This is a genomic window from Streptomyces niphimycinicus (genome assembly GCF_018883605.1).
In the GTDB taxonomy this organism is placed as follows: domain Bacteria; phylum Actinomycetota; class Actinomycetes; order Streptomycetales; family Streptomycetaceae; genus Streptomyces; species Streptomyces niphimycinicus.
This window is the reverse complement of the sequence record NZ_JAHLEM010000513.1, coordinates 1-12965: the sequence shown is the minus strand read 5'-3', so window position 1 is coordinate 12965 and position 12965 is coordinate 1. Positions and strand designations below refer to the sequence as shown.

General features: G+C 73.1%; 9 protein-coding genes. 4 read left to right on the top strand and 5 right to left on the bottom strand.

Annotated features, from left to right (window positions below; genetic code table 11):
- Positions 1-796 precede the first annotated feature (796 nt).
- The gene (locus KN815_RS34365; RefSeq protein ID WP_216345761.1) at positions 797-1225 is read right to left on the bottom strand and encodes a DUF2267 domain-containing protein; all 429 of its coding nucleotides are present in this window, start codon (positions 1223-1225) and stop codon (positions 797-799) included.
- 61 nt (positions 1226-1286) lie between these two features.
- Entirely contained in the window at positions 1287-1820 is a 534-nt protein-coding gene (locus KN815_RS34360) for a winged helix-turn-helix transcriptional regulator (protein ID WP_216345760.1), read from the bottom strand.
- A 132-nt stretch (positions 1821-1952) separates the two neighbouring features.
- On the opposite strand from KN815_RS34360, the gene KN815_RS34355 reads away from it, so the two are divergent.
- On the top strand, positions 1953-2723 hold the full coding sequence (locus KN815_RS34355; protein ID WP_216345759.1) for a class I SAM-dependent methyltransferase: 771 nt from the start codon (positions 1953-1955) through the stop codon (positions 2721-2723).
- A 51-nt stretch (positions 2724-2774) separates the two neighbouring features.
- Positions 2775-3278: an NUDIX hydrolase gene (locus tag KN815_RS34350; RefSeq protein WP_216345758.1), complete on the top strand. Its 504-nt coding sequence runs from the start codon at positions 2775-2777 to the stop codon at positions 3276-3278.
- A gap of 192 nt (positions 3279-3470) precedes the next feature.
- Here the strand turns inward: KN815_RS34350 and KN815_RS34345 are convergent, their stop codons facing one another.
- Positions 3471-8123: a glycoside hydrolase family 2 TIM barrel-domain containing protein gene (locus KN815_RS34345; protein WP_301184679.1), complete on the bottom strand. Its 4653-nt coding sequence runs from the start codon at positions 8121-8123 to the stop codon at positions 3471-3473.
- Between the two features lie 190 nt (positions 8124-8313).
- On the opposite strand from KN815_RS34345, the gene KN815_RS34340 reads away from it, so the two are divergent.
- Positions 8314-10026, top strand: a complete 1713-nt coding sequence (locus KN815_RS34340) for a sensor histidine kinase (RefSeq protein WP_216345757.1) — start codon at positions 8314-8316, stop codon at positions 10024-10026.
- Positions 10027-10103: 77 nt separating this feature from the next.
- On the opposite strand, the gene KN815_RS34335 is transcribed toward KN815_RS34340, so the two are convergent.
- Together KN815_RS34335 and KN815_RS34330 are read right to left on the bottom strand one after the other, a co-directional pair.
- Entirely contained in the window at positions 10104-11147 is a 1044-nt protein-coding gene (locus tag KN815_RS34335) for an Acg family FMN-binding oxidoreductase (RefSeq protein WP_216345756.1), read from the bottom strand.
- Positions 11148-11252: 105 nt separating this feature from the next.
- Positions 11253-11957 (bottom strand): response regulator, encoded by a 705-nt coding sequence (locus KN815_RS34330; RefSeq protein ID WP_216345755.1) that lies wholly within the window; start codon positions 11955-11957, stop codon positions 11253-11255.
- Positions 11958-12104: 147 nt separating this feature from the next.
- On the opposite strand from KN815_RS34330, the gene KN815_RS34325 reads away from it, so the two are divergent.
- Positions 12105-12686 carry an Rv1733c family protein gene (locus KN815_RS34325; protein ID WP_253209413.1) on the top strand — a complete coding sequence of 194 codons (582 nt, stop codon included), beginning with the start codon at positions 12105-12107 and terminating at the stop codon, positions 12684-12686.
- The last annotated feature ends 279 nt before the right edge of the window (positions 12687-12965 follow it).

Below are 12965 nucleotides of genomic sequence, written 5' to 3'. Positions count from 1 at the left end.
GGGAACATCCCACGCCCGCGCGGCTCGGCCGAGTCTCCCGGCTCGGCCGCTGCCGCCCCGCGGTGCTTCCCCCGTTGTGTACGGCGGGGCGGCAGCCTTCCTGGCCGTAGGCCGTGTTCGACGGTGCTGGGCGCCTGCGGCGGGCTATGCCCCTCCCCGCCCCTTCCCGAAACCGGGGCTCCGCCCCAGCCCCCGCAACCGGGCTTCGCCCTCCAGGGCCCCGCAACGGGGCTTCGCCCCAGACCCCGCAACCGGGCTCCGCCCCAGACCCCGCAACCGGGCTTCGCCCTCCAAGGCCCGGACCGGGCTTCGCAACCGGGGCTCCGTGCCAGGCCCCGCAACGGGGTTTGCCCTTCAGGGTCCCGGGCCGGGCTTCGCCTCAGGCTCCGCAACGGGGTTTGCCCTTCAGGGTCCCGGACTGGGCTTCGCCTCAGGCCCCGCAACCGGGGCTCCGTCCCGTACCCCGCAACCGGACTTCGTCCTCCAGGGCCCCGCAACTGGGCTTCGCCTCAGGCCCCGCAACCGGGGCTTCGCCTCAGGCCCCGCAACCGGGGCTTCGCCTCAGGCCCCGCAACCGGGGCTTCGCCTCAGGCCCCGCAACCGGGGCTTCGCCCCAGACCCCGCAACCGGGGCTCCGCCCCTTCCTTCGGCATCGATATGCGGCTCCGCCGCGTGGTGGGGCTCCGCCCCTGGCCCCCGGGACCTGGGGCGAAGCCCCACCACGCGGCGGAGCCGCAAATGCATGCTGCGGGGAGGGGAAAGACCCGCCGGGCACCCCGTAGGCGGGCCGTGAGCCCTACTCGGCCCGCGCCTCCGGCAGCAGCTCCCGGATGTCGCTCGGCAGCACGCCGTAGAGCTTCTCCATCAGCTCCGGGTCCACCGCCGAGTCCAGCACCTCGAAGAAGGCGGCCGCCTCGCGCAGCGCCTCGTCCTCGGTGTGCTCGGTGCGCCAGGCGACCCGGCCCGCGAAACCGGTGAGATCGAACCGCTCGCCGTGGTCCCGCCGGTGTGCCCGCTCCTCCGGCGTGCCCTCGTGTGTGGCGGCGACCCGGCGCAGAGGCTCGCCCGCCTCCCGCGGCAGTTGCGCCGCCATATGGTCCGCCAGCCCGCCCGGGATGCGTTCGGCGAGGGTTTCGAGCGTCGCCCGTATCGCCCGCTCGGCCGACTGCCGGTCGGGAAGCTGGGCCCGGGCCTGGACCAGGCCCGTCAGTTCTTCGTAGCGCATGGTCGGCGCTCCTCGTGGTCGGCTGCCCGGCTTGTGGCGCCGAGTGCCCCGTGCCGTTGACTCAAACCGTCGCCGGGCGCCCGGTCTCCGGGGTGTCCTCCCGCGCGGCGAGCAGCGGGCCGAGCACCCGGGTGCCGGGTCCGGTGCGTCCACCGGGGCCCGGGAGCTGGGTGGTGTTGCCGACCGTCAGGGGCTCCCCGCAGTGGGCGCACGCGGACACCGGTGTGGTGTCCAGCCCGCAGCCGAGATGGCGGATCCGGGCCGGCGGCCCGGCGGGACCGGCGTACCAGCGGTCGCCCCACTCCATCAGGGCGAGCAGCACCGGATACAGCTCCTCGCCCTTCGGGGTGGCTCGATAGTGCTCACGCGGCGGACGCTCCTGGTATCGCTCCCGGACCAGCACCCCCTCCTCCACCAGCCGGGACAGTCGAGCGGCCAGAACCTTCCGCGATATGCCCAGGTCATGGGCGAGATCGTCGAAGCGGGTGACCCCGGTGAGCACATCCCGCATGATCAGCGCCGTCCAGGCGTCGCCGAACAGATCGGTGGCGCGGGCGATCGAGCAGGCCACATCGGCGAGCGGAGTACGGGTCATGACACAACCCTAGCCGAGTTCCCTGAGGGAACTTAAGAATGTTAGGTTTCCTCGGGGAACCGGGCGAGCCCGTCCGGGCCACCCCAGGCACCGGTGAATCCGCGAATCCGCGCACCCGTGAGGGAGAAGACGATGGCCGCCGCCCCGCACATCGAACTGGACTCACGGTCGCCGGAGGCCGTCGACGGCCGTCAGATCCGGGCCGTCACCTTTCAGGACAGCCGTCTGGAGTACGTCCGCACCACCCTCGAGGGCGCGGACCTCTCCGCGTCCGGAAGCCGCGCCGTGGTCGTGGGCAGCGGCCGCGGGCTGCTGGCCCGCGGGCTGGCCGGACTCGGCTTCGGCGTCGTCGCCGTCGACCCCTCCGCCACCGCGACCGAGATGGCGCGCGAGGCGGGCGAGGGCCGGCACCCCGGGATCGAGTACCGCACCGCGCCCGCCGAGCAACTCGGCCTCCCCGACGGCGCGTTCGACCTCGCCTACTACGCGGACACCTTCGAGATCACCTCGGAGCTGGACCGGGTGCTCGCGGAGGCCGCCCGAGTACTGCGGCCCGGCGGTGTGCTGATCTACGACACCGTCAACCGCACCCTGCTCTCCCGGCTGATCTACCTCGGCGCCTTCCAGCGCGTCCCGATGACCCGGATCATGCCGGCCGGCCGCTACACGGCGGCGCGGCTGCGCACCCCCGCCGAACTGACCGCCGCCCTGGACCGGCAGGGGCTGCGCAACGAGGACATCTGCGACTTCAAGCCCAAGGACCCGCGCAGCCTGGTCAAGGCCACCATGGCGCGCCGCAAGGGGCAGATCAGCGATGAGCAGATCCCGCCGATCGTCGACTTCGTCCTGGCCCCTGACGCCCGGCCGCTGGTCACCTACCTCGGCTACGCCCGCAAGGGCTGACCCGGCGAGCCCGGCACTCCACCCCGGCGGGGTGGGCGCACACTGGTCGCTGTGACTCGTCAGCGCAGTGCCGGACTCCTGCTGTACCGCGATGCGGGCCCGGCGGGTCGTCCGGCCATCGAGGTGCTGCTCGCCCATATGGGAGGCCCGTTCTGGGCCGCCAAGGACGCGGGCGCCTGGACGGTGCCCAAGGGGGAGTACGACGAGGACGAGACCCCGGAGGCCGCCGCGCGCCGGGAGTTCGAGGAGGAACTCGGCATGCCCCCGCCCGGCGGCGAGCCGATTCCGCTCGGCTCGGTGACGCAGACCGGGGGCAAGGAGGTCACCGTCTGGGCGCTCGCGGGCGATCTGGACCCGGAGCGGATCACCCCCGGCACATTCACCATGGAGTGGCCGAAGGGGTCCGGCCGGATGCGGGAGTTCCCCGAGATCGACCGGGTCGCCTGGTTCGGCCCGGACGAGGCCCGCCGGAAGCTCGTGACCAAGCAGCGGATCTTCCTGGACCGGCTCGAGGAACTGCTCCAGGGGCCGGACGGCACGGAGGCCGGGGACTAGACGGAAGCCGCGGGCTCCGGGGACTGGACGGAAGCCGCAGGCCCCGGGGACGGGACGGATGGCGCGGTCCCGAGGGCGGGACGGAAGGCCCGGGCCCCGGGGACGGGACGGAAGGCCCGGGCCCCCAGGACGGGACGGACGGCGCGGGCCCCAGACGTGCGTGACCGGGGCCCGCGCCCATCCGCCGTCAGCTCACCCCGTGCCTCCCGTTCCGCAGCGCACCGTGGCCGCTCCCCAGTCGGCGTGGTCGTGTGCGTTGCCGTCGCCGCCGTCGGTGACCCGCAGCCGGAGCCGCTGCGCGCCCTCGATGTCGGCCTTCACCGGTACGGCCGCGTCCGAGCCGCGCAGCGTCTCGCCGCGGTACACCCGCTCGCCGTCGGCGTACACCTCGAAGACGACGCTGCCGTCGGCCCCCACCTCGTCGTCCACGCCCGTCTCGGCCGTGAAGGACGAGCAGTCGCCCCCCAGGAAGACCTCGACCGTCGAATCGGCGTGGGCACCCAGGCCGCGCTCGTAGGCCGTGCCGCCGACGGTCAAGGTCTTGCCGTCGCCGGGGGCGGACTCGCCGTTGCTGTGGTCGCGTTCGACCGGGCCCCAGCCGTTGTCCGCGGTGAGGAAGTCGAGCGTGGACACCGCCACGTCGCCGCGCGGCGGGGGAGGCGTGCCGTCGATCTCGGCCGACGCCGAGCCGCTCACCCGCGCACCGCCCGCCGAGGTGGCGCGGACGTCGGCGACGGCGGGCCGCAGACCGTCCGGGGTGTCCTCGCCGCGGGTGATCTCGGTCTTTACGGTCGCGGTCCGGCCCGCCGCGAGGTCGCCGAGGTCGAGGGTGCCGGGCTCGGCGGTCCACCCCTCGGCCAGGCCGAAGGCCGCCGTGACATCGCGCAGCGGGGTGTCGCAAGGGTTGCTGACGGTCAGCTCCGCCGAGGTGGACCCGCCCGCCGCCACCGTGGTGTCGGCGGCGGTGAGCCTGGCCTCCGGGGCGCAGACCACCGGGCCGCGCGGGGTGCCGGTGCGGGCCTCGGGGCCGGTCAGCGGGCGCAGCCGCAGGGTGTAGGCGTACTCCTTGGCGGGCCGCACCTGGTATTCGGGCAGCACGGTGTGGAACGTCTCGCTCACCCCGCTCACCGCGTGGTCCAGGTGCAGGGTGTTGCCTACCGGGTCCTTGTGGAGGGCGAACGGATAGGCGGCGCGGTCGATCCCGGTGTACGGGGTCACCCCGGCCGAGAAGTCGCCCGACACCAGGAGCCCGCCGCTGCCGTCGGACAGCGAGGCCCAGCGGACGTCCTCGTGGTTCCCGTAGTCCTGCGGCTTGGTGTATCCGGCGAACTGCTCGGCCACGTCCGTGGAGTACACCCCCACCGGTGCGCCGTCCTCGCGGTCGGTGTAGTTCTCCTGCGGCCCGCGCCCGTACCAGGTGAACCGGTCGTAGCGGTCGGGCAGCCGGAGCGAGAGCCCGATGCGGGGCAGATAGGGCACCGTGCGCGCCGCACCCCGGGCCTCGACGCGGTGGTCCAGGCGCAGCTCCCCGGTGCCGCTGACGGTGTACCGCAGGGTCTGGGCGAACGAGGAGTCCTTCACTCCGGGCGCGGCGGCGGAGGAGGGCACGGTGACGACGACCTCGCCGTCCCGCTCGTCCACCGTGACCCTGCCCGGCTCGGTGCGCAGCCGGTCCAGGCCCGCCTCGCGCCAGGGCCCCTCCTCGGAGCCGATCTCATTGCTGAGCGGAGCCCGCCAGGCGTCCAGTTCGGGGCCGGAGCCGAGCAGCTCCCGGCCGCCGGACTTCATGGAGACCAGCTCGCCACTCGTCCGGTCGAAGCCGTACGAGAAGCCCTCGCCGGTGACGGTGAGGCGGCCACCGGACGTGGTGGCCTTCACCTTTCCCGGTGCCCGCGCCGGTACCGTGCCCGCGAGCTGCCGGCCGCCGATGTCGAACTGCTCGACCGCCAACCGGTCTCCCGATTTCGCCCAGGCCGTGTCCGCGGCCCGCACCGCCTCCACCGTCAACTGCCGGTCGGCGTCCCGGGGGTTGGCGGGCGGTTTCGGCAATTGGAGGGTGGTCCGCTCGCCCGGGGCCAGGCCGAGTGCGCGGCTGCCCTGGGCCAGGGTGCGGGCGCCCTCGGTGATACGCCAGCGCAGCCGCAGGTCGTCGGTGCCGGTGAAGGACCGCTCGTTGCGCACCTCGATCCGCCCCGTGCGGGCCTCGTCGCCCGAGATACGGATCGGGGCGTGGACCGCGGCCATGGCGCGGGCCTCGGGCTGGACGGTGCGGTCGGACGAGACCACCCCGTCGACCCCGCCGGTCCCGGCGCCATAGGACAGGAACTCCCCCTTACGGTCGAGCCGGTCGAAGTCGAGCGCGAGCACCGCGTCCGTGCTGGGGTCGGCGGCGAGCTGATCGGCGCTCAGCGCCTTGTGGTAGACGCGGACCTGGTCGACGGTGCCGTGTGCCATCCGGGTGCGGATGTTCTCCTGGTCGGTCTCCGGGTTGCGGCCGATGTTCACCGGCTGCGCGGAGGAGCCGACGGTGCCGGTCCAGTCGGCCGACGCGCTCTGCTTCCCGTCGACGAGCAGCCGGAGCGTCCGGCCGTCGAAGGTGCCCGAGACGCGATGCCAGGAGCCGTACCAGCCGTCGGGGACATCGGCCGCGACGGTGTGCCAGTCGCCGTCCCCGTACACGAAGAACTCCAGGGTGTCCTTGTCGCGCATCTTCAGCGCATAGCCGTGGTCGCCCTTGGCGATCACCGTGAAGGAGCCGGTCCAGTCGGCGGGTTTCACCCAGGCGTCCAGGGTGAGCGCGTCCGAGACCGTGTCCAGCCTCGGGTCGCGGTAGACCTCCACGAAGTCGTCAAGACCGGACAGCTCCAGCGCCTTGCCCCGGTGGCCCGCCACCAGCTCGGGTTTCCCGGAGACGTAGGAGAGGATGTCGTTGCCGGAGGTGTCGGGGGTGGTCAGCAGCGGCTGGGTGATGTTCTGCTCCGCCCAGTCCCAGATGTAGCCGCCCTGGACCTGTGGGTACTTCCGTATGACATCCCAGAACTCCCGGAAGTTGCCGAGCGAATTGCCCATGGCGTGGGCGTACTCACCCATGATGATGGGCTTGGTGGTGGCCTTCGCCTTCTCCTCCAGACCCGAGGGGGAGGGGTAGCGCGGGCCCCACACATCGGCGAACGGGGCGTCGCCGTCGGGGCTGTTGGGCTGGTGGTAGACCGGCCGGGCCGGGTCCTCGCGGTCCAGGAAGTCGGCCATCGCGTAGTGGGCCTTGCCCAGTCCGGCCTCATTGCCGGTGTCCCACATCAGCACGCTGGGATGGTTCTTGTCCCGTTCGTACATCGCCGTGAGGCGGTCCATGAACGCTGCCTGCCACTCGGGCCGCTCGGCCAGACAGTCGTCCGGGCAGGCGTCGTGGTGATGGGTCTCGATGTCCACCTCGTCGTCGATCCACAGGCCGCGGGCGTCGGCCAGTTCGTAGAGGTAGGGATCCGAGGGGTAGTGGGAGGTGCGCACGGAGTTGATGTTGAGCTGCTTCATCAGGGAGACGTCCGAGGCGGTGCGCTCCCGGGTGGCGTGGCGGCCGGTGCCGGGGTCGGTCTCGGCGCGGTTGACGCCCTTGACGAGGATGCGCTTGCCGTTGACGAGGAGCTGTCTGTCCTTGATCTCGATCTCGCGGAAGCCCACCGGCTGGGCCGTGGTGTGGGTGACCGTGCCGTCGGCATCGGTGAGCCGGACGACGAGGGTGTAGAGGTCGGGCGTCTCATCGGTCCACTTGGCCGGATCGGCCACATCGGCGGTGAGGGTGGTGGATCCGCTGCCGCCGTCCACCGTTCCCGACATCGTTGTCACCTTGCGTCCGCGACGGTCGTAGAGCGTGCCGAGGACCTTGCGCCCATCCGTGGCGCGCCGCGGGCCCTTGGCGGCCACCTCGACCTCGGCGGTCAGCCGGGCGTCGCGGTAGCGGGCGTCCAGATCGGTCTTGACCGTGATGTCCCGCAGATAGGTGGCCGGGGTGGAGTACAGCCCGACCGAGCGGAAGATGCCGGAGAACCGCCACTGGTCGTAGTCCTCCAGATGCGCCCCCGAACCCCAGCGGTGGACCTGCACCGCGACGGTGTTGCGGCCCGGGTGCAGCCGGTCGCTGATGTCGAACTCGGCCGGGGTGTAGCCGCCCTGGTCATAGCCGGCGTACGAGCCGTTCACCCACAGCAGATAGCCGCTGGTGACGCCCTCGAAGCGGAGAAACGTCCGGCGCTTGTCCCAGCTCTTCGGCAGCTCGAACGTCTTGACGTAGGCGCCGGTCGGATTGACGTCGTGCGGGACCTTCGGGGGAGCGTCCGGATACATCTCGGTGGGGATGTTCCGGAACACCGGATGGTCGAGACCGTCCGTCTGCCAGGTGTGCGGCACGCTCACACTGCGCCAGCCGCTGCTGGAGGTGTCGTAGCCCTCGGTGAAGAAGTCCTTCGGCACCTCCTCGGGGCGGTCGGACATATGGAGCTTCCAGGCGCCGTCGAGCGAGGCGGTCCAGCGGCTCCTGGAGCCGCCGTCGAGGGCGCCGGCGATGTCGGCGTACGGGGTCAGCCGCGCATGGGCGGGCTCCTGTCCGACCGAGGTGACCTCGGGGTCCTCCAGCAGCTTGTAGACATCCGCGGGCGGATCGGGGGGATTCGCCGCTGCCGCCGGGGAGGCGGGGGCGGCGAGCGCGAGGGCCAGGGCGAGAGCGGCGATCCGGGATATCCGGGAGGTGCGGGAGGCCCGGGAGATGCGGGAGGTCCGGGGGATTCGGGGTGGCCGGGGTGGCCGGGGGAAACGGGGGAGGAGGAGGCGACGGCGGAGGCGTAGGGGCATCTGGTGGTCCACCCTTCTTGGGTGTCGAAACGCTCCAGAGCGAACAGGCCCGCACATTAGCCAACGTGCTCCCGCACGCCAAGATGTTCCGACCCACTCACCATCGGCCGGGCGCGGCTACCGTGAAGAGAGTGAGGGCCGTGCGGAATGCCGCGCCGAGCGCGGTGAGGCCGACGGAGGCACCGTGGGTATGGAGAGCACGAGGAGTACGGAGTCACTGCCCCAGCTTCGACTGGACGAGCTGCTGGAAGAGCTCCAGTTGCGCATCGACGGGGTGCGCGGCACCCAGGACCGGGTGCACAGCCTGCTGGAAGCCGTCCTGTCGGTGGGCCGGGAGCTGGATCTCTCGCATGTGCTGCGGAGGATCGTCGAGGCCGCCGTGGTACTGGTGGACGCCGAATACGGCGCGCTGGGGGTCATCGGCGAGGACCAGCGGCTGGCCGAATTCCTGCCGGTGGGCATCGACAAGGAGCGGATCGAGGCGATCGGGCATCTGCCGTCCGGCCACGGCCTCCTGGGGGAGCTGATCCGCCACCCCCAGCCGCTGCGGCTCGCCGAACTCTCGGAGCATCCGGCCTCCTACGGCTTTCCGCCGAACCATCCGCCGATGGGCTCCTTCCTCGGGGTGCCCATCCGGGTGCGCGACGAGGTCTTCGGCAACCTCTATCTCACCGAGAAGCGCGGCGGTAAGGAGTTCGACGGCGAGGACGAGACGGTGCTGTCCACCCTCGCCGTGGCCGCCGGAGTGGCCATCGAGAACGCCCGGCTGTACGAGGACGCCCGGCACCGCCAGCGCTGGCTGGAGGCGAACGCCGAGGTCACCCACAGCCTGCTGTCCGGAGTGGACGAGACCCGGGTCCTGGAGCTGATCGTCGAGCACGCCCGCCGGATCCTCACCGCCGATCTGGGCGTGCTGATGCTGCCGGTGCCCGGCACCGACGAACTGGAGGTCGCGCTGGCGGCGGGGACCGACGCCGAGGCCCACCGCGGTCTGGTGCTGCCCCGCCGGGGCACCTTCGGCGGGGCGGCCTTCACCGCCTCCGAGCCGGTCACCAGCACCGATGTCCAGAACGACCCGCGGATCACGGTCGGCCCGCAGCGCTGGGAGGGGCTCGGCCCGGCCGTCGCGGTGCCGATGCGGAGGAGCGACGGAGTGGGCGGGGTGCTCTTGCTGGCCCGTATGGCGGACAGCCCCGCCTTCACCCAGATCGAGACCGACACCCTGCTGGGCTTCGCGGGCCAGGCGGCCATCGCGATGAAACTGGCCGAGCGGCGGCGCGACGCGGAGCAGCTCGCGCTGCTGGAGGACCGCGACCGGATCGCCCGCGATCTGCACGACCTGGCCATCCAGCGGCTCTTCGCCGCCGGAATGACGTTGCAGTCCACGCTGCGCTTCGTCCAGCACCCGGAGGGCTCCGAACGGCTGTTGCGGGTGGTGGACGACCTGGACGACACCATCAAGATCATCCGCTCGACGATCTTCGGACTGCGCTCGCATGAGGCGGGCCCCGCGGTCCAGGGGCTGCGGGTCCGTACCGCCAAGACCATCGAGGAGGCCGTCCCCGCGCTCGGCTTCACCCCCTCGCTGCGCACCGAGGGCCTGGTCGACACCGATGTGCCGCGCACCGTCGCGGACGACATGGTGGCCGTTCTGGCCGAGGCGATGTCGAACATCGCCCGGCACGCACGGGCCGGCGCCGCCGAGATCTCGCTGGTCGTGGCGGCCGGGCGGCTGACCCTCATGGTCACGGACAACGGGGTGGGCTGCCCCGAGGGCGGCCGCCGCAGCGGGCTGCGCAACATGGCCGAGCGCGCCGAGAAGCTCGGCGGCGAGCTGGAGCTGGGGGAGCCGCCGGGCGGTGGCACCCGCTTGGTGTGGGGGGTACCGCTGCCGGAGCGGTAGGCGATGGCCGTGCCGGGTCGGCGGGGCTCGTGCCGGGTCGGCGGGGCCTGTGCCGGGTCAGCGGCCCCCGTCCAGGGTCAGCGGCCCCCGTCCAGGGTCTCGGCGTCCAGGGTCTCGGCCGCCTCGCTGCGCGGAGTGACCGGCCCCACCGGTCCGTAACCCAGCCGGATCAGCATCTGCACATGGCCGGGCGTCCGGTGGGCGTCGCTCAGCGACCACCGCAGATCCGACCACTCCAGCGCCTGGTGCAGCAGGGACGCCCGGACCGCGTACGAAGTCGCCAGCAGCAACACGTGTTCCAGCGCCTGCCCGGCCCGCAGCCAGTCGGTGCGCCGGTCCTGGTCCGTGGCCAGTACGGCGATGGCCGGGGGGCTCTCGAACGCCACGGTGGGCGGATCGCCGCCCCGGCGGCCGTCCGGCCCCGGGCCGAGGTAGTCGCGCATCGGCAGCCGCCCGGTGACGTCCCGTGGCCCGAGGGAGGCCGCAGGGATGCCGTACGGCCCGGTCTCGCGGACCCAGTCGCGGCTCTCGGCGAGCCGACGCGGATCCCCCGAGGCGCGCCGCTCCGCCTCGGCGGTCAGCCGCAGCAGCCGCGAGGTCTCCTCGGGGCCCGCCAGCCACAGCGTGGCGCCGTGTGCGCGGGCCGCCTCCGCCAGTTCGTAGAGCACCCGTGGCGGCAGTCGGCGCCCGGAGAAGGGGGAGCGGCTGCTGTGCCGCCGCCAGATGACGTCGTACAGATCGTGGTGCGGATCGTCGTGGTGCGGATCGTCGTGCCCGTCGCCGTCCTGCCCGTCGAGGTCGTGAGGCGACGCGGCCAGCCGCACCGTGGCCAGCAGATCGGGCTGTGACCGGTACGGCAGCAGCCGGACCACCGGGTCCCAGCCGAAGTGGGCCACGGCGACCCGCAGATTGAACACGGCGGCCCCGGCGGAGATGCTCAGCGCCCGGCCCATCGGATCGGCGTACCGCAGCGCCCGCTCGGGGGCGGCCCGGACCTCCAGCGTGACGGTGTCGGGGTTCAGCCGATAGCGCCACGGCTGGGTGTTGTGCATCGACGGGGCGGCCACGGCCGCGGAGATGAGCTTCTCCAGGATCGCCGCGTCGAGCGTTGCGGGCTGCATGGGGTCTCCTCGCGCCGGTGGCGCCGTCGGTGGTGGGGCCGTAAGGGGCCGTGGTCGGGCGTCCGCCGGGGTTACGGACGGGGGCGGTGCGGCCCAGGACCCGGGTCATCCCGGATGGTCGTCGGTGGGGGGCGGGGCCGAGTGGGTCGCCAGTACCGCCGCCTGGATACGGCGCTCCACGCCCAGCTTGGCCAGCAGCCGGGAGATGTGGTTCTTGACCGTCTTCTCGGACAGGAAGAGCCGCTTGCCGATCTGCCGGTTGGTGAGCCCGTCGCCGATCAGCACCAGGATTTCCCGCTCGCGCGGGGACAGCCCGGCCAGCACCTCGTCCCTGGGCTCCTGCGGGGCGGTGTCCCCCCGCAGGGTGCTCATCAGCCGGGCGGTGGTGGCCGGGTCCAGCATCGACTGGCCGGAGGCGACGGTGCGCACCGCCGAGACCAGGTCCGACCCCTTGATCTGCTTGAGCACATAGCCCGCCGCCCCGGCCATGATCGCGTCCAGCAGGGCATCGTCGTCGTCGAACGAGGTCAGCATCAGACAGGCCAGGTCCGGCATCCGGGAGCGCAGCTCGCGGCAGACCGTGATGCCGTCCCCGTCCGGCAGCCGGACGTCCAGGATGGCCACGTCGGGCCGTAGCGCCGGGCCCCGGGCCAGCGCGTGGTCGACGGTTCCCGCGTCGCCGACCACCTCGATGTCCGGTTCGGCGTCCAGGAGGTCGTGCAGTCCGCGCCGGACGACCTCGTGGTCGTCGAGGACGAACACCCTGATCGGTGTCGCCGGTGTCGCCGGTGTCGCTCGTGTCTCGGTCATGGGCTCTCGCACTGTTCGTCCACCGTCCGCCCTGCCCCCGGTGGGAATCGTGGCGCAGCAGGTCAGGGCGGTACCAGGGCCGAACGGACCCCCAAGGGGGCTGCCCGGCCCTCGTCCCGCCCTCCCCGCGCGTGCGACGGTCACGACATGGGCACGGAAGTGCGGGGGCGGCGGACATGGCGGTGGCGGCGCAACCCGCTCAGACGCCGCTCGGATGTGATCGAGGCGTGGGTCGTGCTGGTCACCGGCGTGGTGATGGCGGTCGGCGGCCCGGCGGCAGGGGTGGCCGCGGGCACGGCCGTGGACGCGTCGCTCCAGCAGGAGCGGGCGGACCGGCACCGGGTGCCCGCCGTCCTGAAGGAGGACGCGCCGGTCGCGCAGCCCGCGGGCGACGGGTCCACCACCGGCCAGGTGCGCGCGATCGTCCGGTGGACCGGGCCGGACGGCACCGTCCACACCGGTACGGCCCGGGTCCACGACGGCAGCAAGGCGGGCACCGCCACCGAGGTCTGGACCGACGGCCGCGGCCAACTGGTCCAGCGACCGCCCACCCCCGAGCAGATCGCCACCCGCGCGGTGCTCGCCGGGACATCGGCCGCGGCGGGCGTGGGCGCGATATCACTGGCCGGACGCGGCGTAGCGCGCTGGCGCCTGGACCGCGCCCGCACCCGGGAATGGGGCCGCGCCTGGGCCGAGGTCGGCCCCCGCTGGAGCCGCCACATCCGGTGACGCATGGCTGTGCGTGGCCGTGCCCGGCCGGGTTTTCGTGCCTGTAGCACCGCTGCCTGACGCCGCCGGGGCCGTGGCGTCCGGTCCTCCGGGTGCCTCCCGGCGGTGGGTCCGGGCTGGAGCCGCCGCATCCGGTGGCGCCCGGCCACGTACCGCCGCGTCCGCTGGCCTGCGTGTCTGTAGCTCCGGCGGTGACGCCGCCGGGCCCTTGGCGTCCGGCGTTGGGGGCGCCTCCCGGCGGTGGTCGGAGAGCGGCCCCGCCGCCCACCCGCGGATCGC